The organism is Micromonospora sp. U21, assembly GCF_018070045.1.
Classification (GTDB): Bacteria; Actinomycetota; Actinomycetes; order Mycobacteriales; family Micromonosporaceae; genus Micromonospora.
The window spans coordinates 56,947-75,912 of record NZ_JAGPYK010000020.1 but is presented as its reverse complement, the minus strand read 5'-3'; the positions used below and the strand labels follow the sequence as shown (position 1 = coordinate 75,912).

Sequence of the window (18,966 nt, the reverse complement as noted above, 5' to 3'; positions counted from 1 at the left end):
GTCAGTCCGCCGCCCGGCCGGTCATCCGCATCGAGACGGCGTGCTCGGCGTGGGTCACCGCCCAGTTGACGAGGAAGCCGAGGGCACCGGCGATCACCAGTAGCCCGTAGACCTGGGCGGAGAGGAAGCTCGCCTGGGCGAACCCGAGCAACCCGCCAAGCCCGTTGATCCGCGTCACGATCTCGACGAGGAGCGTGATGATCAGCGCGAGCGGCGCGGCGATCCGGATGCCGAGCAGCATCGAGGGCGTGAGCGCGGGAATGAGGATCTTGCGTACCCGCTCGCCCCGGCCGAGCCCGAGGGTGCGCGACATGTCCATGAGCACGGGGCTCAACGACCGGCGCGCGGTACGCACGCTCAGCAGGATGGGCCAGATCGCCGGTAGGACGACGACGAGGAGCTTCATCTGCATCGAGTAGCCGAGGACCAGGGTCGCGAGCGGTACGAGCGCGGCTGCGGGGAGCACCCGCAGGCTCTCCAGGGTCGGCCCGAGGGCGCGGTCGGCGGTGCGGTTGGCGCCGATGAGGGCGCCGATGGCCGTCCCCACCACGGTTGCCAGCAGCAGGCCCAGGACGAAGGTGAGGAAGGACCAGCCGATGGCCGTCAGCAGCGAACCGTCCTTGACCAGTGGCAACAGGGCGCGGCCCCACTCAATGGGCGCCGGGAAGTACGGCGACTGCGCGGGCGCCAGCACCTGCCAGAGCACGAGCCCCAGAACCAGCGGCAGCAGGCCGCGTATCGTGGCGCCGCTCCGGCGGCGCTTGGCTCGCGCAGCCGTGGTACCGGCGGACTCCTTGGGCGTGAGCGGTGTGGTGGCCGCGTCGGCGCTCATCACTTCTCCCCTGCGGCGGCCATCTGTCCAGGAAAGACGATGGTGACCAGCCCGACGAGCAGGGCGTTGAGCACGATGCCCGACAGGCTGACGGTGACGATGTAGGCAAACATCACTTCCGGCTGGAGCGACTGGGACGCGGAGATGAGGGCGAAGCCGACCCCGGACGGGTTACCGACCATCTCCGCGACGAGGATCAGCACCAGGGAGACGGCCAGGCCCAGCCGCATGCCGGTGACGATGTACGGCGTGGCGGCCGGCAACCGGAGCTTCCACAACTCGCGTACCCCGTCGACCCGCAGCACCCGCCCCACCTCGATCAGCCGCGGGTGCACCGCGCGCAGCCCGGCGAGGGTGTTGAGCAGCACCGGCCACAGTGCGGCGTAGAAGGCGACGACGATCTCCATCTGCATCGTGAAGCCGAGCAGGAGCACCGCGACGGGTACGAAGGCGACGATCGGCAGCGAGCGGAGCGCGTCGATGCTGGCCATCGAGTACACCCATACCGGGCGTACCAGCGCTATCAGCGTGCCGAGCAGGACGCCGACGACGGTGGCGAGCAGCCAGCCGGCGACGGTGGCCTCCAGGGTGTGCCCGAGGTTGGTCGGTAGCTCACCGCTGCTGACCAGATCCGCGCCGGCCGTCAGCACTCCGCTGGGGGCCGGGAGGTACTCGAAGCGCAGGATGCCCGTACGGACGAGCAGCTCCCAAAGTACGAAGAAGCCGAGGAGGGTGAGCAGGCCGAGGACGTTGACCCGGCGCAGGAGCGCGCGCGTCACCGCGGGAGCTCGTGCCCGAGCGCGGCGTACACCTGGTGGCGCAGCTGGAGGTAGTCCGGCCGTTCCTTGGTGGTGATCTGGTCGCGCGGACGGCCCAGGTCCACGTCGAGCGACAGCCCGACCGAGGCCGGCTTGCCCGCGAGCACTACCACCCGGTCGCTGAGGTACACCGCTTCCTCGACGTCGTGGGTCACGAAGACGACCGTGGTGTCGGTCACCTCCTGGACTCTCTGTAACTGGTCCTGAAGGGACGCTTTGGTCATGGCGTCGAGCGCGCCGAACGGCTCGTCCATGAGCAGCACCGAGGGGCGCATCGCCAGCGCCCGAGCGATCTGGACCCGCTGCTGCATACCGCCGGACAGCCGCCAGGGGTACTCGTCGGCGCTCGCCTGGAGGTTCACCATGGCCAGGGCTGCCTCCACCCGCTCCCGGCACTCCTGCTTGGAGCAGCTCGACTCGATGCCCAGCGCCACGTTGCGGCGGACGCTGCGCCATGGCAGGAGGGAGTTGGAGTAGTCCTGGAACACCGTGACCACGCCGTCCGGCGGACCGGACACCGCGGTGCCGTTGCACCTGACCTCGCCCCCCGCGATGCCCTGGAGGCCGCCGAGCACCCGCAGCAGTGTTGTCTTCCCGGAGCCGGAGGCGCCGAGGATCGACACGAACTCGCCAGACTGGACGGCCAGGTCCACGCCCTGGAGGATGTCCACCGCCCCCGCGGCTCCGACCAGGGTCACCCGCAGGTCCTGGCACTCCAGTGCGGCGACGCCGCTCTTCTGAACTGTCGACATCGCGGCCATGGCCCTCCCTCGGTCCGGTCTAAGCTCTGACGTGCGCCGCAACGGCCCTAAACAGTGATCAGCGCGGGTCCGATTGACCTGTATGGTATACCTCACGTCTCACCTAGGAGACTAGAGACGGGTCATGCCGCAGTCAACCCGTTGCAGCCACGCCACAAAGTTCTTACTCTCGGTACAGATGCCTCGTCTGCTATAGGGGACAAAAGTTCCTCTCCCCTGGAATGGGCTACGGGCTTCGAACCCACGTCAGGAGGTCGCATGCCCAGCGAGGTACCTGCGGTCGCATCGTCGGTCCGCATCCTGGAGTTGCTGGCGGCCGAGTGGCCGGCCGCGGTCTCCCCCGGCCGGCTCGTCAGCGAACTGGAGCTCAACCGGAGCACGTGCTACAACATCCTCGGCACCCTCCAGTCCATGGGCTGGGCGGCCAACATGGGCGACCGTGCCGGATGGACCCTCGGACCGCGACTGCTCTCGCTGACCGGGGTCAACACGACGCTCAGCGCGGTGGTCGTCCAGGACGTCCTCAACGAACTGAGCCGTGAGCTGGGACTCGTCGTCTTCGCCGCGGAGCGTGACGGCTCCGGCGGCTACATCGTCACCGCCAAGGGTGAACGCCGGACCGGTGTCCGGGTCACCGTCGGCATCGGGGATCGGTTCCCGTTCTCCGCACCTGCGATCATGGAGGCCTTCGAGGCGTGGGCGCCGTTTGACCGGTTCGAGGGGCGGGTGCGGCGGCACTCGCTGCAGAAGTTCACCGAGCATACGGTGACCGACCTCGACGAGCTGAAGAAGGTCTTCGCCAGGGTCCGACGGATCGGCTACAGCCAGAGCCTCCGCGAGTACGACCTCGCCCAGGGAGCGGTGGCCACCCCCGTGTTCGACGGGCGTGGGCGGGTCAACCTCGTGATCACCACCCTCGCCTTCTCCAGCGAGCTGAACGAGAACACGGTCGGGGAGTTCGGCACCCGGCTGCGCGACGGCACCGAGCGCCTCATGCAGCGGATCGGCGGCACGCGGCCCGCCCTGGCGGACGACGTGGAGGACGACCTCGAGACGACCCCCGCGTGAGACGGACGTCGACGCGGTACCACCTGGCGCCGGGCGTCGTGGCGAGCGAGCCTGTCAGCCGGGGGAACCTGCGACTGCTGCAGCTGACCTCGTTCACCAGCGCGCTGGACCGGGCCTCGATCGCCCCGATCATTCTGCTGATCGCGCGGGACCTGCACCGGTCCGTTGACGCCGTCGCACTCGTCGCGACCTCCTACTTCTTCGCGTACGGGATCATGCAGCTGGTCTGGGCGATGGTCTCCGAACGCCTGGGGCGGGTGCGGACCATGCGCCTGGCGCTCGCCCTCGCCTGCCTGTCCGGGGCGTTCTCCGTCGTGGCGCCCGGACTGCCCGCCCTGCTGGCGGCCCGGACGATCGCCGGCGCCACCTTCGCCGCGGCCGTCCCCGGAGCCCTGATCTACATCGGTGACACGCTCCCGATGCACCGCCGTCAGCCTGCCCTCGCCGACCTCGCCACCGGCACCGCCCTGGGCCTCACGATCGGCACCGTCGCCGCCGCCGTCGTCGCCGAACACCTCGGTTGGCGCAGCGCGTTCGCCGTCACGGCCGTGGTGGCCGGCGTTCTGGCGATGCTGCTCTCGCGGCTGCCCGAGCCTCGGCGCGGCCCCCGTCAGCCGCTGTTCGGCCGGCTCCCCGTGCTCGCCCGCAACCGCGGCGCGCTGGTGGTACTGAGCATGTCCTGGCTGGAAGGCTTCACCGTGCTGGGCTTCCTCGTCTTCGTGCCAACCGTGCTGCAGACCCAGGGGGCGAGCCCGTCGATGTCGGGGCTGGTGGTCGCGGTCTACGGCATCGGCGTGGTGGCCAGCGCGGCCGGCGTGAAGCGGCTGGCGCGACGGCGCTCCCCAGGGGCGATCATCGGCGCCGGCGGCGCCTGCCTGATTGCGGCGTTCACCCTGCTTGCGATCAGCCGCAGCGCGGTCGCCGCCTTCGTGGCCTGCGCGCTGCTCGGCGCCGCGTGGGCGCTGATGCACACGAGCCTGCAGGCGTGGGCCACCGACGTGGCGCCGGAGTCGCGGGCGCTGGTGGTGTCCGCGTTCGCGGCCATGCTCTTCATCGGCAACGCCGCCGGCACCTACGTCGGCGGCCTCCTGCTGGCGGGTCCGGCGAACCCGCTGCTGTTCGTCCTGCCGGCGGCCATCGGCGTACCGCTCAGCGTGGTGGCGACCATCGGCCGGTCCCGGCACGTGGCCTCGACCCCGTCCGGCTGACCCCTGATGCGCGCCGGCCGCCAGACCAGGTGGTGTGGCGGCCGGCGGGGGATGGGGTAGTCAGTCGAGGAACTGCCCCCAGCGCTGCTGCACCTCGCGCAGGTAGGCCGGGTCGCTCTCCGCGACGCGCGGGAACGACTTCAGCCGGTGCCAGGGGCGGCAGGCGTCGATGACCGCACGGCTGTTGTACGGCGTCTGGTCCGGCTCCAGCATGGGGTCGAGCTTGCTGCCCCAGGTCTTGTTCATGATCTCGATGTCGGTCGCCGGATCGCTCCGGGTGGACATCGCCCAGACCACCTCGCCGAGGTCGGTGACGTCGATGTCGTCGTCCACGACCACGACGTAGCGGTTCATGTAGGCCGCCGCCGGGCACTGCGCCGCCAGGTAACCCACCTGCCGGGCATGGCCGGCGTAGCGCTGCTCGATGGCCACGGCGATGAACAGCCGGCCGCCGCCGGCCTCGTGCGCCCAGGCCGACTTCACGCCCGGTACTCCCATGGAGACCAGCTCGTCCTGGATCATCGCGGACTTCATCACGGTGCGCATGTAGCTGTAGTCGTGCGGGGGCTTGCCGGGCGGGGCACCGAGCAGGATCGGGTTGTCCCGGTAGTAGATCCGGTTCACCCGCAGGTTCGGCGTCGGGCGCGGCGAGCCGGCGTAGTAGCCGGTCCACTCGCCGAACGGGCCCTCCACCCGGCTCTCCTCGGGCGTGAGCCAGCCCTCGATCACGATCTCGGCGCCGGCCGGGATAGGCAGTCCGGCCTCCTCCCCGAGGACGACGGGGACCCGCTGGCCGAGCACCGCGCCGGCGTACTCCAGTTCGGAGATGCCGCCGGGCACCTCGGTGCCGCCGAGCGCGAGCAGGAGGGGGTCGTGACCGAAGCTGACGGTGACCGGGGCCCGGCCCTCTCGGGCGAACCACCGCTCGATGTTCTGCGCCCCGTGTTTACCCGGTACGGCGGCGATCGTCGTGGCCCGACCGTCGTCCTGGACCTGCATCCGGTAGCACCCACCATTGTGGATGCCGGTCTCCGGGTCGCTGGTCACCACCAGGCAGCCGGTACCGATGAACCGGCCGCCGTCGTGGCCGTGCCACCGCGGTACGGGAAACGCCAGCAGGTTGGCGTCGTCCCCCTCCAGCACGTTGTCGTGGAACGGCGCCCGCTCCACCACCTCCACCGGGAAGTCGCGAGCGGTCGCCGCCCACTTCGACGGCTTGCCCCGCAACGCCTCGACCAGGCCGACGTCGTCGAGGTCGTCACCCAGCCGCAGGGTACGGCCGAAGCGCCTCGACGTGCCCGTGCTGCCGACCAGCAGCCGGTGGCCGGACGGGTAGTCGACGATGTCGTCGAAGAGCAGCGCCTGCGGCTTCGGCCGGCGGTAGCTCAGCTCGGCGATGCCGCCGAGCTCAAGGTCCCAGTGTGCACCGTGGACATGCCGCAGCTCGCCGATCCGCTCCACGTCCTCGATGAACGTACGCAGGCTGAGTAGCGGTTCGTCGGTCATCGCGGAAGGCTCCCGTCCATCAGGTGCGCGGCCAGGGTACGCCAGCAGTCCGGGCGCTCGAGCAGCGACATGTGGCGCGCCCCGGGGAGCACCTCCAGCGCCGTCCGCGGGATCCTGTCGGCGAGCACCGCGGCCATATCCGGCGGCGTGGCGTAGTCCCCCTCGCCGACGACGACGAGCGTCTCCGCGGTGATCCGCCCCAGCTCGGCGGTGCCGTCGAAGCCGCCCATCGCCCGGGACGCGGCGGCGTGGGCGGCGGAGTCGGTAGCCAGGAAGATGTCTACGAGCCGCTGCACTTCGTCCGGGTTCTTCTCCCGGAAGGCATCACTGAACCAGCGAGTGACCTGGAAGTCAATCAGCTCCTGCCGGGGCTTGCTTTCCACGTTCCTCGCCCGCTCGGCCCAGTTGGCCTCCCGGTCGGGGCCGTAGCAGGCGGTGGTGTCCGCCAGCAATAGCCGGTCGACCAGCTCGGGGTGGCGCTCGGCGAGGGCGATCGCAGTGCAGCCGCCCATGGACATGCCGCCCAACCGGGCCGGCGCGCCTCCGGTCAGCCTCCACAGCACCGCCGCGGCGTCCTCGGCCATGTCGTGGATGGTGAGCGGCTTGCCGTCCCAGGCCGTGGCGCCGTGCCCGCGGGCGTCGAGTGCGAACACCTGCGCCCGCTCGCTCAGGACGGCCGCGATCGGGTTCCAGAACCGACCCGACAGCGCCAACGGGTGCAGCAGCAGGACCACCGGCCCGGTATCTCCGGTCCGATGCACCTCGAACGTGCCACGCTCGGTCTCGACCTTCATGCCCGCTCCCTCCGTTCCGCCGCGACCTCCACGGCCCGGCAGATCTCCTGGTACGTGCCGCACCGGCAGATGTTGCCCTCCAGGTGGGCGACGATCTGCTCGCGGTCCGGCTGCGGGTTCTCCGCCAGCAACTCGTGCGCCATGAGGACGAACCCGGGGATGCAGTACCCGCATTGCATGGCCCGCGACTCGACGAACGCGGTCACCACCGCGTCGTCCTCCGGCAGCCCGTCCGCGGTCGTCAGCTCGGCCCCGTCGTACCGCACCGCCCGCGCCAGGCAGCTGCTCACGCTGATACCGCCGACGAGGACGGTGCAGGCGCCGCACGCGCCGACGCCGCAGCCCTCGCGGACGCTGTAGGCGCCGATCTTGTCGCGCAGAACGTCGAGCAGGAGTTCGTCGTCGTCGACGGGTAGGTCGTACCGGCGACCGTTGACCGTCAGCTGGATGAGCTTCACTTCTCGACTCCTGCCTCGTCCATCGCCTGCAGCACCCGCTCCGGGGAGAGCGGCAGGCGGGTGATGCGGACCCCCACGGCGTCCCGCACCGCGTTGGCGACGGCCGGCGCGATCGGGATGATCCCGGTCTCGCCGACGCCCTTCGCCCCGAACGGCCCGCTGGCGTGCGGACTCTCGATGATGATGGGGGTGAGCTTGCCGGGCAGGTCCTTGACCGACGGGAGCTGGTAGTCCAGCAGCGTCCCGTTCAGCATCTGGCCCTGGTCGAAGACCAGCTCGTCGAAGAGCGCGTGGCCAAGGCCCATGATCGCCGATCCGGCGAGCTGTTGCTCCACAAGGGCCGGGTTGATGGCGCGCCCGACGTCACCGGCCACGGCGAGGTGCTCGACGCGTGCCCGTCCGGTCCAGCGGTCCACCAGCAACTGCACGGCGACGGCGCCGGCGAACCAGTGCTCGGTCGCCTTCGCCGACCGACCGGTCTCCTTGTCGTACGGCTGCCAGCTGGTCGTGTAGTTGAACTCCTCGGTCATCGTCGCTCCCCGCGCTCCGAAGTGCTCGTGGATGAGTTCGGAGACGCGGTAGACCTCGCCGCTCGCCGTGTTGAGCACACCGTCGGCGGTCAGCTTCAGGTCCTTGCTGGAGCCGCCCGCACGCTTGGCGGCGAGGTCGAGCAGGCGCTCGCGCATCCGCTCGGCGACACCCCGCACCGCGTTGCCGGTGTGGTAGGTCGAGCGGCTGCCGGCGGTGATGGTGTCGTATGGCGTGACGTCGGTGTCGACTGCGACGACCCGGATCCGCTCCGCGTCCATGCTCAGCACCTCGGCCACGATCTGCGGCATGATCGTGTCGCTGCCCTGGCCCATGTCGACCGTACTGATCATCAGGGTGGCCGACCCGTCCTGGTTCAGCTGCAGCACGGCGTTGGCGACGGTGGGCGTGAGAACGGCCTTGATGCCGACTGCGACACCGCGCCCGCGCCGCCAGCGCCCCGAGCCACGGTCGAGCGGCGTGTCCCAGCCGATCGCCTCGGTCACCGCGTCCAGGCAGCCGACGAAGTCGGCGCTGTGCATGACGGTGCCCATGTAGCTCTCGTCGCCCTCGCGCAGCAGGTTGCGGCGCCGGAACGCGGCCGGGTCCTCACCGCGCGCGCGGGCGAGCTCGTCGATCAGCGTCTCGTGCGACCAGGTGACCTGGGGGACGCCGAAGCCGCGAAACGGTCCGGCCGACGGCTTGTTGGTGTAGATGCACCGGGACCGGATGGCGACGTTCGGGATCTTGTAGGGGCCGGCGGCGATCATCCCCGACTTCGCGGTGATGCGCGGGCCGACGTCGGCGTACGCGCCGGTGTCGTAGCGGACGTCGGCAGTAGCCGAGGTGAGGTTGCCGTCCGCGTCCGCCGACATGCTGCTGATGACGCCGGCCCCGTGGCGGGTGGTCAGCAGGAAGGCCTCCTCGCGGGAGGCGACCATCCGCACCTCGCGTCGGTAGAGCCAGGCCAGCGCCGCGATGAGGGGTTCGAGCCGGTCGTACATCTTGGCCCCGAAGCTGCCACCGAGCGGCGCCACACGGATGCGCACGTGACTGAGCGGCAGGCCGAGCATGTCGGCCACCGACTGGCGCACGTAGGACGGCGTCTGCGTCGTCGAGTACAACTCGAGCCGGTCGGCGTCCACCCAGCCGATGGTCGCCGGCAGTTCGATCGCCACGTGGTGCACCGGCGGCGCCCAGAACTCGAAGCCGACCGAGGTGCCCTGGGTCGCGGCGCTCTCCGGGTCGCCGAGCTTCAGGTTGTACTCGTAGGCGATGTTGGTCTCGGTTTTGCCCGACAGGTGCCGCAGGTCTCCGAAGACGACCGACGGCCGCAGCGCGTCGTGCACGAAGGCCCGCTCCGCGAGGGCGTCCGCGACGTCGTAGATCGGCTCGAGGTCCTCGTATTCGACGTACACGAGCTCTGCGGCCTCGCGGGCCGTGGCGACGTCACGGGCCAGGACCGCGACGACCGGCTCGCCGACGTAGCGGACCCGGTCGACGGCGAGGGGCGGCTGGTCGGAGAATGCCGGACCGGTGAACATCCGGTCACCGAGGACCTTGTACAGGGCGGCGCCGGTGACCACGGCCTCGACGCCGTCGAGGGCGGCGGCCTCGGAGACGTCCACGCTCGTGATCCGGGCATGCGGGCGGGTGCTCCGGTGCACCGCGACGTGCGCGCAGCCGCCGTGCGGCCGGTCGGCGACGTGCCGGAGCTGGCCACGGACCTTGCCGGCGGCGCCGACGCGGGACCGGCGGGAGCCGACGCCCGTGTCGACGCCGGGCTCGGGGGTCGTCTGCGTCATCGGGCTTCCTCCCATGCGCGCCGGACGGCGTCCTCGGTTGCGACCAGGCCGAGCTTCCGCTTGTAGTCGGCGCTGCCGCGGACGTCGGGAATCGGGTCGAGCTCCGGCTCGACGGCGGCCGTGGCCGCGGCGACCGCCGCGTCGACGCCGCGACCGTCGAGCGGGACCTCGACGTACCGGGGCACGTGGGCCAGCGCGCCGAGCCCCAGCCGGAGCGTCCGTCGCTCCACGTCCACCTGGGCGGCCACGGACGCGGCGGGCCAGTCATTCTCGCCTAGGCTGCTCATCTTCACGAAGGTCGACGAGTTCCCGGCCGGAGCAGCCGGGATGTGCAGCGCGGTGATCAGCTCCCCCGGCTCCACAGCGGTGACCTGAAAGTCGACGAAGAAGTCGCGGATGGGCACGGCACGGGTACCGCGGACCGAGGTCAGCTCGACGCGGGCGCCGAGCACGAGCAGCGCCGTCGGTGGGTCGAGCCGGTAGTCGCCGTGGGCGATGTTGCCGCCGACGCTCGCGGTGTTGCGGACCCGCGGGTTGGCGACGTGGCCGTAGGTCTGCGCGGCCAGCGGCACCCGGCGACGGACGACCTCGCTGGTCTCCATCCGCCGGAGCGTGGTCATCGGCCCCACCCGAAGGCCCTCGGCCGTCTCCTCGATCTCGGCGAGTCCGGGAACCCGGGAGAGGTCGACGAGGTTGCCGGCGAACAGCACCCCCTGCTTGATGAGGATCTGGATCGCCGTACCGCCGCCGTAGACCATCGTCTCCTCGAGGGTGTCGAGAAGCTCGCACGCCTCGGCCACCGAGGTCGGCTGGTGCAGTGGCGGCTTCATTTGCCACTCCTCGTGCTGCGCCGGCCGAGCAGCCAGGCCACGAACGCCAGTACCGCACCGACCAGCGCGGGCTTCTTCACCGGCACCTGCTGCTTGGCGAGCGGCGTCTCCACCACGGCCACCGGCTGCGCGACACCACCGGCCTCGGCGGCCGAGGCGGCGGCTGGAGCGGCGCCGGTGGACGGTGCCGCCTTCGCCATACCGCCGGCCCTGACCTCGTCGATCGGGACGCCGGTGCAGATCTGGGTGAACTTCTCGACGAACTGCTTCTCCACCTCCGCGGTGCGCCGCCGGAAGATGGACTCGCCCATCCGGCCGAGCTTGCCCCAGAGCGCCATCTCCATGCGGTAGCTGACCTCGGAGCCGTTGCCGTTGGGAAGCACGCCGAGGACGGCGTCGAGCCTGAGGGAGCTGCCCAGCCGGCGGTCCTCGCCCTTGAGCACGGCCCGGACCTCGCGCGGCGGGTCGAGCTCGACGATCTCCGCCGAGAAGGAGGCGTTGAAGCGCACGTGCGCGATCTCGTTGACCAGGCGCCCGGAGTAGTGCCGCTCGTCGACCCGTACCAGCTCTTCGCAGCCTGGGATACAGGCCGCCATCGTGGCCTGGTCCAGGAAGAGTTCGAAGACCCGTTCGCTGTCCACGGGCACGGTGAAAGTTGAACCGATTTTCATTAGTAGACCGCCAAGCGAGACGTGGTGTCCTGTAGACAGGACACTAGGTTTCATCGACGGATCCGTCAAGGCCGCTGGAAGGCACTGCGCCGACTCACCCGTACGCAGTGAGCGGACGGCCGCCAGCCGGGTACTAAAAAGCCATGAATTCCAACCACCCAGAGCCGGACCTGGCGGTGTCCGATCGGTCGAGGAGCACTCGAGCAGCGACATCCCGGCCTCACCGACGCCAGAACCGCCGGAGACCGCTGAGGAGACCCAGGCGGCGCGGGCGGCCCGGGCGTCCTCCGCCGGGCGCTAAGCCCACTCAGTTGCGGTCGGACCCGGCGGCCATCTCGCCGCCGAGCAACGTGTTCGCGTACAGGTCGCGCGGGAGCCCGGCGAAGTGAGCCGCCGTGTCGGCGAGCGACCGCACGTCCGCGTACTTCTGGTGCAGGTCGAACAGCGACATCGCGTGCGACGCCTCGCCGCGGTCGAACGTGCACTCCTCGACCACGACCACCCGGTAGTTGAGCGAGAAGGCGTCGGTGACCGTCGCCCGTACGCACCCGCTCGTGGTGGTACCGCAAACGACCAGCGTGTCGGCCCCGAGGTCCACGAGGTACGAGGCGAGCATCGTGCCGAAGAAGGCGCTGGGCCGCCCCTTGCGCACCACGATCTCGTGCGACAGCGGGGCCAAGGCGTCGACGATGTCGTTGCCGCGCGGATTGGCCTGTTGCTCGCGGGACCGCGGACTCTTGTCGTTCCAGCGGCCCCGGTCGAAGAAGGTCGACCCCTCGCGGAAGCCGCTACTGAAAAAGACCGGCACGGCCGCCGCGCGCGCCGCCGCGAGCAGGGTCTTCGTCCGCTCCACAGCATCCCACGCCTGCGGCCCGCAACTGCTGGGCCAGCGGTCGACCGACTCCCGCAGTGGCAGCCGGTACTCACCGCAGAAGTTGTAGTTGATGTCGACGACGAGAAGAACCGGGCGGGCGCCGAAGCCGACCGAGCCGCCGAAGCCCGAGCGGTCGAAGATGTCCCGGTCACTGTCGGTCAGGAAGCGATCCCACGGGCGCATGCGAAGCCCCTTCGTCTCACCCACGCGTCCACGAAAGACCACGCGCCGCACGGCGCGATAGTTGACTCGCGACGAGGACAGGATGTTTTGTCAGCGGGACAATAGGGCGATCCACCGGCGGCAGTCAAGGTCCAGACACTCGACCGGCGTGACGCGTTGACGGCCGCCATGGAGGTGGCTACTGTCCTGCGAAATGGACACCATGCCTCGCAGAGAGGTCAATTAGCGACCGGCACCCCTCCACCCGAGGCGTCCGCCGCACACGATCGAAAGAGGGGCCCGTGCGATCGAAGAGCTGGTTCTTGGCGGGGACGGCCGCGTTCACCCTTATGGCCGCGGGTTGCGGAGGATCGACCGACGGCGGCTCCGGCAGCAGCGGGAGCAAGACCACGCTGCGGGTTGCCAGCAATTCGAACAGCAGCGCTCTGCCGCTGTGGGTCGCGGTCGAGAAGAACCTGTGCGACAAGCAGAACCTGAAGATTAACTTCACCAAGATCGAGAACGTCGGCACGCTGCCGCCGGCCGTCGGCAAGAACTTCGACATCATCTTCACCACGCCGGTCCAGGCCATCACCGCGACCGCGCAGGGCATCCCCGTCACGGAGATCGCCGGCTCCTCGACCGACACGAAGGACAACGCGAACAGCTACCTGTTCGTGCAGGACAAGTCCCCGATCCGCAACGTGAGCGACCTCGCCGGCAAGAAGATCGGAGTGCTCACCGAGGTCGGCACCCTGCACTACGCCACCCTGCGGCTGCTCAAGCAAGCGGGCGTCGACCCGAGCTCCGTTCAGATCGTCCAGGTGGACGGCCCGAGCCAGGCCGACCAGCTGGCGGCCGGACGGGTCGACGCGGTGGAGACCGTACGGCCGTTCAACGCGGCCATCAAGGCGAAGGGCGGCCGGAACATCGGCACCCCGTTCTCGTCTCTCGGCGACGAGATCAGCGTGATCTGGTGGGGCGCCAACCGCGAGTGGGCCGAGTCGCACTCCAGCGCCGTGCAGGCGTACCAGAGGTGCCTCCAGGACGCCACCACGTACATCAATGAGCACGACGCGGAGGCGCGCCAGGTCCTGCAGAAGTACACGAAGCTGCCGCAGGAAGTCGCCAAGTCGTTCGAGCTGCCGCTCTACGACCCGTCCGTGCGCCCCGACGACGTCAAGCGGTGGCTGGACGCGATGAAAGAGCTGGGCCTGTTCAACGGCGACGTGGACGTAAGCAAGCTGGCGTACCAGGCAAAGTGAGCCGATGATGCACCTCGACTACACGAGGGCCGAGGCCCTCTACGCGAGCCAGGACCTCGGGCAGGAGATCGGACTGGGCGAGCGTCCGGCGCTGCTCGTAGTGGATTTCCAGCTCGGCTTCACCGATCCGGCCAGCCCCATCGGCGGTGACATGTCCGCGGCGATCGAGGCCACCGTAGAGCTTCTTGCCGCGGCACGGACCGCGGACGTGCCGGTCTGGTACACGGTGGTGGGCTACCGGCCGGACCTCGCCGACGCCGGGGTGTGGCCGCTCAAGTATCCCCGGCTGGATGCCCTCCGGCGGAACACGCCAGCCGTGCAGGTCGACCCGCGGGTGGCCCCGTCGGATGCCGAGGTCGTCATCCTCAAGCAGTACGCGTCCGCGTTCTTCGGCACGTCCCTGCACTCGATGCTGGCGGCCGCGCGCGTCGACTCGCTGATCGTCACCGGCTGCACCACCAGCGGCTGCGTACGGGCGACCGTCGTCGACGGGATGCAGTACGGCTACCGCGTCGTCGTGGCAGAGGACTGCTGTGCCGACCGGGACGAGGCCCCACACCTGGCCAACCTCTTCGACATGCGGACCAAGTACGCCGACGTGGCCCCCTCCGGGCAAATCATCAAGTCACTGGAACTCCGGAGCGGGCAACCGTCCCGTACCTAGCAGGGGGAAGGACCAGCGCCGCTGCCTCTTGCCGAAGACCTCGTCCATGCATTACACGCGGCATGCCGGTACTCGTTGAGGATGCCGCCGAGGCGTTGGCGTCTTCGTATATCGCGGCGAGCCAACCTGTCCGGATCGGCGACCGGCGGAGGCAACGGGTAAAGCGCGCGCGGTCGCAAATGCCCTGGTGCAGGCGGTGCCCGTTGTAGAACTGTTCGAACTCGCGCAGGGCGTGGAGCAGGTGCCGCCGGTTCCAGATCAAGCTGCGGTCCAGCAGTTCGCGCCGACACGGCTGCACCCACCGTTCCATGACCGACTTCATTCGCGGCATCCGACGCCGCTCAAAACGACGTGCATGCCCGGAACTTCCGTCCCGGTCCCACACGAACCGCACCCGGCAACTGGGGCGTCCTCGAGGTCCATGACAAGCTTCCTCGCCGCCTGCGCAGTCAGAGGGCAGTTAGGAGTGCTTCGGCGACGTGCGGCGATACCCCACTATGGCGCGGCTCAGCCACCCGAGGCTACCTAGCGAAAGCAGTGGCCGTGGCGATAGCGTTGTCGGTATGCCAATGCGCGTCGCCGGGTTGGTCCTCGCGGCGGGGGCCGGCCGCCGTTTTGGCATGCCCAAGGCGCTGGTTCGCCACCAGGGCCGGCTGCTGGTCGAAAGGGCGATCGGGGTAGCCGTCGCGGCAGGCTGTACGCCAGTGGTGGTGGTGCTCGGGGCGGCGGCGGCCGACATCCGGGCGGTCGCCGACCTGGGCGGAGCGGTTGCCGTGGACAACCCCGACTGGGAGATCGGCATGGGCTCGTCATTGCGGGCCGGGTTTGCGGCACTCACCGCAACCGATGCGAGCGCCGCGGTCGTCATGCTCGTCGACATGCCGGGCGTGACGGCGGCCGCGGTCCGACGCGTCGGCTCGCTCGCCGACGCGGAGGCGCTCGCCATGGCTGGCTATGACGAGCGGCGAGGTCACCCCGTGCTGCTCGGCCGCTCGCACTGGCCTGGCATCGCCCAAACGGCCGTCGGCGACGTCGGTGCGCGCCCGTACCTACGGCGGCACGCAGCCGAGGTGCAGGTCGTGCCGTGCCTCGACGTGGCCGACGATGGCGACATCGACATACCTGCGGACACCCGCGAACCCTGACCGCACATCCGCCCGCCGCGTTCGCCCCGCCCGGATGGTGACCGGCGACAGCATGGCTTGACGTGCAGTGGCCCGCCTGATGGCGGGACCCAACAACCCTCGGCGGCAGTAGGGATGCCGGCGGACCGGGTGTCCCTGGCAACTCAACGTCGGGCATCGGTGTACGTCCTGGACCGGGGCTTGGCCACCACGTCAGGGTCAGGTCCGGATGGTCCGATGTCACGGAGATGATTCTCCTTGCACGCCCTCACGGGTCAAAGTTTCAGCAGGCTAACCTGGCTTCCCCAAGGCTGACACAGAGGGCAACGCTCTGTTCCGCACCGGGTTTGATGGAGACATCGAAACCTGGGAGGAACATCAGCGATGCCCGCACCGAAGAAGTACAACGATGAGTTGCGTGAGCGTGCGACCCGGTTGGCGGTCGAGGCCCGGCGGGATCCGGCCAGCGCGGTCGGAGCGATCCGCCGGATCGCGGGCCAGCTCGGAGTCCATCCCGAGGCGTTGCGCACCTGGGTGAAGAAGGCCGAGACCGACGCCGGTGACCGTCCGGGCACCACCAGCAGCGACGCCGAACGCCTCGCCGCACTGGAACGGGAAGTGCGTGAGCTGCGGCGGGCCAACCAGATCCTGAAGTCCGCGGCGAGTTTCTTCGCGGCGGAGCTGGACCGTCCGTCGCGATGAAGGTCGACTTCGTCGACTCCCAGAAGGCCGAACACGGTGTCCAGCCGGTCCTGCAGGCGCTCGAAGATACGCCAGCGCAGATCGCACCGTCGACCTACTACGCCGCCAAGACCCGCCCCGCCAGCGCCCGCTCACGGCGGGATGAGGAGCTGACCGCGGTGATCGAGCGGATCCACGCGGCCAACTACGGCGTCTACGGCGCCCGCAAGGTCTGGCACGAGCTGCACCGCCAAGGGGTGCCGGTGGCTCGGTGCACGGTCGAGCGGCTGATGCGCGAGTCCGGGCTGCGCGGGCTGCTGCGTGACAAGTCGCCGCGCACGACCCGGCCGGCTGCCGAGACCAGCCGACCCGCTGACCTGGTCAAACGGGACTTCACGGCGGCCGGCCCGAATCAGCTGTGGGTCGCTGACCTGACCTACGTGCGCACGAGTGTGGGCTGGGTGTACGCCGCGTTCATCCTCGACGTGTACTCACGCATGATCGTCGGCTGGCAGGTGTCGACGTCGCTCTACACGGATCTGGCACTCGACGCGTTGAAGATGGCGATCTGGCGCCGCGAGAATCAAGGCGCTGACCTGGGCGGACTGGTCCATCACTCGGACAGGGGAGTCCAGGTCGAGCGATTCGCTACAGCCAGCGGCTGGCCGAGGCCGGCGCCGTCGCCTCGGTCGGTTCCAAGGGCGACTCGTACGACAACGCGATGGCCGAGGCGTTCAACTCCCTGTACAAGGCCGAACTCGTCCGCAACCGAGGCCCGTGGCGCGGGCTCGACGACCTGGAGATGGCCACCGTCGAGTACATCGACTGGTACAACAACCGCCGGCTGCACGGCGAGCTCGGACACGTCCCACCCGCCGAACACGAGGCACTACACGCGATGACCCACCCGCTCACCGCACCCCTGAAAACCAGCTAACCAACTCTCCATCAAACCCGGGGCTTGACACTCCCCATCGCTGACCAATGACGGGCCGTGCGTGAAAATCGGGGGTGGTCGCCCGCTGACGTCGAGTGAGGCCGTCAAATCGGGCCTGCGGGAAGGTGTGCCGCAGGGCTGTCAGGCACCCCAGGAGCTGAGGTGTCAAGCTGCGGCGGGTTGTGTGCGGTGTGACCAGGCGGTTGTCTGGTTGTAGTGGGTGGTGGTTTTGAGGCAGCCGTGGAGGATGCCGACGAGTCGGTTGCCGACTGACGACCCATCGCTTGGGTGGGCGTCACGACAGAGTCATCGGGGACTACTTGCCGGCCCTTCCGAGCGAGCCGCTCAGCCACCTGGAACGCAGGTGAGGGGCGGTTTGCCGCAGGTGGCGGTGCGGAGCGGCCGGAGCCCCGTTCACTCCGACAGCGTTGCCGTCTTCTTGCGGGAGTGTCGGGCTACCAGGGCGAGCCCGACGATGATAACCAGGCCCACCCCCATCGACGCGCCCGCCGTCGTCCAGGGCACGCCCAGGCGGGCGAACACGATGCTGGGCTTGCCCACCTGACCGGGGTCCGGAAAGCTGATCTTTCCGGTTGCGGTGTGCTTCACCATCCCACTTTCGAGGTTCACCTCGATCTTCCACGGACCGTTCGGCAGTTCCTTGGGAAACGCCACGGAGACCGAGCCGGGCTCGCCGGGCGCCAGAGTAGTCCCCCGTGCCACCTCGAACGGGCCGGCGCGCATCCCGGCGGGCCCGTCGGAGAGGCTTACCGAGCCGGTCATGTCCAGGGCCCGGCCGCCCGTGTTGTGTACGTCAACGGCGACCGAGGGCTGGCCCTGCTTGTCGCGCGCCGGGAGCACCTTCCCGATACTGAAGTCGGACCGAGGCTCGCCACCTGGGCCGATGTCGAGATAGGCCCGGATGCCGACGCGGTTGATTTTGTCGACGTTGGCGGTGGGATTCGGGCTTGAGTGGACCGAGGCCCAGATTACGGCGTAACGTTCGCCAGCCGAGGCGTTCGGCGGGACCGTGATGGTCACCTTGACCTTTGCCTCACCGCCGGGCTCCAGGTCCACCTGGCTGCGGTCTACCGAGATCCAGGACGTCAACTCATTCGCCGCGCGCCCGGCCCCGTAGTGGAACTCTCCCTTGTCGAGCGTTGCGGCGCCCGGGTAGATCTCCACGCGCAGCCGCTTTGGGGACTTGTTCACGACCAGCATCCGCCGGTCGATGACCGTGCCCGGCGGCAAATGATCCACGATGGATCTGTGTGCGCGGGGGTCCGAGCGGCGGTTGACCGGTGCGTCCAACAACTGGATTCCGAAGCCGCCTCCATCCGGTTGCCGTTCGGCCGCGCCGGCCTGAACCGGTAGGCCCAGGCCGGCGAGGCACAGCACCGTCAGCGAGGCCCAACGGGCTAGGCGGCCGAGCTGGCTACGCACCCGCCACCGAATGGGTCACCGTGCCGGCGTAGGTGCCCGACTGGTTCGCGGCTGGCACGTTGACGTCCAGCGTCGGGTTCCAGCTGACCGAGTTGACCCCGGTGCCACCGGTGTGCGTGAACACGGTGAGCGCCGTCGTGTTGTCCAACGCCGCCGCCGCACCGGCGTTCGCCTGGCCGGGAGTGAAGGTACCCGTGCCGGCAGGGCCCACCGTCGCCGTCCCGGACCAGTAGTCGATCTGAGTGGCCAGTACCGTCTCGGTGGCGGTCGCAGTACCGGTGGTGAAGTCCGTGGAGATCACGCTGGCGGTCCAGGAGGCGTCGGCGCCCGTGGCCCGGGTGTCGCTGACCGCCACGTCGCCGAGCTGGCCGGTGATCGTGGTGCCCGGCGCGCCGCCGGCTCCCCCGATGGTCGCCGCCGTTGGCGCGTCGATATCCAAGGTGCCGGCTTGTACGACGAATTCCGCTGCGGTGGTGTCTGATGGAGCCGCCGCTGCGGGCGCGGCCGCCAGCCCCACCGCTACGGCGGCAGCAGCAG

17 protein-coding genes and 1 pseudogene are annotated in these 18,966 nt (G+C 69.7%); 6 read left to right on the top strand and 12 right to left on the bottom strand.

Annotated features, from left to right (window positions below; translation table 11 throughout):
* Position 1 precedes the first annotated feature (1 nt).
* The 3 genes from KBX63_RS23870 to KBX63_RS23860 are packed head-to-tail and all read right to left on the bottom strand — an operon-like array spanning position 2 to position 2,402.
* A complete protein-coding gene (locus KBX63_RS23870; protein WP_210914439.1) occupies positions 2 to 832 on the bottom strand; it encodes an ABC transporter permease in 831 nt (276 codons plus the stop codon).
* Positions 832 to 1,611: an ABC transporter permease gene (locus KBX63_RS35440; RefSeq protein ID WP_210914438.1), complete on the bottom strand. Its 780-nt coding sequence runs from the start codon at positions 1,609 to 1,611 to the stop codon at positions 832 to 834. The genes KBX63_RS23870 and KBX63_RS35440 overlap by 1 nt, the downstream gene beginning before the upstream one ends.
* Positions 1,608 to 2,402 carry an ABC transporter ATP-binding protein gene (locus KBX63_RS23860; protein ID WP_210914437.1) on the bottom strand — a complete coding sequence of 265 codons (795 nt, stop codon included), beginning with the start codon at positions 2,400 to 2,402 and terminating at the stop codon, positions 1,608 to 1,610. The genes KBX63_RS35440 and KBX63_RS23860 overlap by 4 nt, the downstream gene beginning before the upstream one ends.
* Before the next feature lie 267 nt (positions 2,403 to 2,669).
* On the opposite strand from KBX63_RS23860, the gene KBX63_RS23855 reads away from it, so the two are divergent.
* Positions 2,670 to 3,479: an IclR family transcriptional regulator gene (locus KBX63_RS23855; RefSeq protein WP_210914435.1), complete on the top strand. Its 810-nt coding sequence runs from the start codon at positions 2,670 to 2,672 to the stop codon at positions 3,477 to 3,479.
* On the top strand, positions 3,476 to 4,687 hold the full coding sequence (locus KBX63_RS23850) for an MFS transporter (RefSeq protein WP_210914430.1): 1,212 nt from the start codon (positions 3,476 to 3,478) through the stop codon (positions 4,685 to 4,687). The genes KBX63_RS23855 and KBX63_RS23850 overlap by 4 nt, the downstream gene beginning before the upstream one ends.
* A 60-nt stretch (positions 4,688 to 4,747) precedes the next feature.
* On the opposite strand, the gene KBX63_RS23845 is transcribed toward KBX63_RS23850, so the two are convergent.
* The 7 genes from KBX63_RS23845 to KBX63_RS23815 form a co-directional block, all read right to left on the bottom strand.
* On the bottom strand, positions 4,748 to 6,193 hold the full coding sequence (locus KBX63_RS23845) for a UbiD family decarboxylase (RefSeq protein WP_210914426.1): 1,446 nt from the start codon (positions 6,191 to 6,193) through the stop codon (positions 4,748 to 4,750).
* Complete coding sequence (locus KBX63_RS23840; protein ID WP_210914417.1) at positions 6,190 to 6,987, bottom strand: alpha/beta fold hydrolase; 798 nt, start codon at positions 6,985 to 6,987, stop codon at positions 6,190 to 6,192. The genes KBX63_RS23845 and KBX63_RS23840 overlap by 4 nt, the downstream gene beginning before the upstream one ends.
* Positions 6,984 to 7,445: a (2Fe-2S)-binding protein gene (locus KBX63_RS23835; RefSeq protein WP_210914416.1), complete on the bottom strand. Its 462-nt coding sequence runs from the start codon at positions 7,443 to 7,445 to the stop codon at positions 6,984 to 6,986. Before KBX63_RS23835 ends, KBX63_RS23840 begins: the two co-directional genes overlap by 4 nt.
* Entirely contained in the window at positions 7,442 to 9,778 is a 2,337-nt protein-coding gene (locus tag KBX63_RS23830) for a xanthine dehydrogenase family protein molybdopterin-binding subunit (RefSeq protein ID WP_210914408.1), read from the bottom strand. Before KBX63_RS23830 ends, KBX63_RS23835 begins: the two co-directional genes overlap by 4 nt.
* Positions 9,775 to 10,608 carry a xanthine dehydrogenase family protein subunit M gene (locus tag KBX63_RS23825; RefSeq protein WP_210914403.1) on the bottom strand — a complete coding sequence of 278 codons (834 nt, stop codon included), beginning with the start codon at positions 10,606 to 10,608 and terminating at the stop codon, positions 9,775 to 9,777. Before KBX63_RS23825 ends, KBX63_RS23830 begins: the two co-directional genes overlap by 4 nt.
* Positions 10,605 to 11,255 carry a CoxG family protein gene (locus KBX63_RS23820; RefSeq protein WP_210914398.1) on the bottom strand — a complete coding sequence of 217 codons (651 nt, stop codon included), beginning with the start codon at positions 11,253 to 11,255 and terminating at the stop codon, positions 10,605 to 10,607. Before KBX63_RS23820 ends, KBX63_RS23825 begins: the two co-directional genes overlap by 4 nt.
* Positions 11,256 to 11,586: 331 nt before the next feature.
* Positions 11,587 to 12,336: an isochorismatase family protein gene (locus tag KBX63_RS23815; protein ID WP_210914397.1), complete on the bottom strand. Its 750-nt coding sequence runs from the start codon at positions 12,334 to 12,336 to the stop codon at positions 11,587 to 11,589.
* 281 nt (positions 12,337 to 12,617) lie between these two features.
* On the opposite strand from KBX63_RS23815, the gene KBX63_RS23810 reads away from it, so the two are divergent.
* The 4 genes and pseudogenes from KBX63_RS23810 to KBX63_RS23795 all read left to right on the top strand — a co-directional run bounded on the left by KBX63_RS23810 (position 12,618) and on the right by KBX63_RS23795 (position 16,986).
* Positions 12,618 to 13,580 carry an ABC transporter substrate-binding protein gene (locus KBX63_RS23810; protein ID WP_210914392.1) on the top strand — a complete coding sequence of 321 codons (963 nt, stop codon included), beginning with the start codon at positions 12,618 to 12,620 and terminating at the stop codon, positions 13,578 to 13,580.
* Between the two features lie 4 nt (positions 13,581 to 13,584).
* Positions 13,585 to 14,244 carry an isochorismatase family protein gene (locus tag KBX63_RS23805; RefSeq protein WP_210914390.1) on the top strand — a complete coding sequence of 220 codons (660 nt, stop codon included), beginning with the start codon at positions 13,585 to 13,587 and terminating at the stop codon, positions 14,242 to 14,244.
* A 569-nt stretch (positions 14,245 to 14,813) separates the two neighbouring features.
* Positions 14,814 to 15,389, top strand: a complete 576-nt coding sequence (locus KBX63_RS23800; protein ID WP_210914569.1) for an NTP transferase domain-containing protein — start codon at positions 14,814 to 14,816, stop codon at positions 15,387 to 15,389.
* Positions 15,390 to 15,752: 363 nt separating this feature from the next.
* A pseudogene (locus KBX63_RS23795) lies at positions 15,753 to 16,986 on the top strand (IS3 family transposase).
* 414 nt (positions 16,987 to 17,400) lie between these two features.
* Here the strand turns inward: KBX63_RS23795 and KBX63_RS23790 are convergent.
* Positions 17,401 to 18,429, bottom strand: a complete 1,029-nt coding sequence (locus KBX63_RS23790; protein WP_210914386.1) for a hypothetical protein — start codon at positions 18,427 to 18,429, stop codon at positions 17,401 to 17,403.
* Positions 18,422 to 18,868 (bottom strand): hypothetical protein, encoded by a 447-nt coding sequence (locus tag KBX63_RS23785; protein ID WP_247662962.1) that lies wholly within the window; start codon positions 18,866 to 18,868, stop codon positions 18,422 to 18,424. The genes KBX63_RS23790 and KBX63_RS23785 overlap by 8 nt, the downstream gene beginning before the upstream one ends.
* Between the last annotated feature and the right edge of the window lie 98 nt (positions 18,869 to 18,966).

Coding starts and splice junctions, on each gene's coding strand:
- KBX63_RS23870 (WP_210914439.1), bottom strand. CDS start 832: ATGAGCGCCGACGCGGCCACCACACCGCTCACGCCCAAGGAGTCCGCC.
- KBX63_RS23860 (WP_210914437.1), bottom strand. CDS start 2,402: ATGTCGACAGTTCAGAAGAGCGGCGTCGCCGCACTGGAGTGCCAGGAC.
- KBX63_RS23805 (WP_210914390.1), top strand. CDS start 13,585: ATGATGCACCTCGACTACACGAGGGCCGAGGCCCTCTACGCGAGCCAG.
- KBX63_RS23825 (WP_210914403.1), bottom strand. CDS start 10,608: ATGAAGCCGCCACTGCACCAGCCGACCTCGGTGGCCGAGGCGTGCGAG.
- KBX63_RS23845 (WP_210914426.1), bottom strand. CDS start 6,193: ATGACCGACGAACCGCTACTCAGCCTGCGTACGTTCATCGAGGACGTG.
- KBX63_RS23815 (WP_210914397.1), bottom strand. CDS start 12,336: ATGCGCCCGTGGGATCGCTTCCTGACCGACAGTGACCGGGACATCTTC.
- KBX63_RS23855 (WP_210914435.1), top strand. CDS start 2,670: ATGCCCAGCGAGGTACCTGCGGTCGCATCGTCGGTCCGCATCCTGGAG.
- KBX63_RS23830 (WP_210914408.1), bottom strand. CDS start 9,778: ATGACGCAGACGACCCCCGAGCCCGGCGTCGACACGGGCGTCGGCTCC.
- KBX63_RS23840 (WP_210914417.1), bottom strand. CDS start 6,987: ATGAAGGTCGAGACCGAGCGTGGCACGTTCGAGGTGCATCGGACCGGA.
- KBX63_RS23800 (WP_210914569.1), top strand. CDS start 14,814: ATGCGCGTCGCCGGGTTGGTCCTCGCGGCGGGGGCCGGCCGCCGTTTT.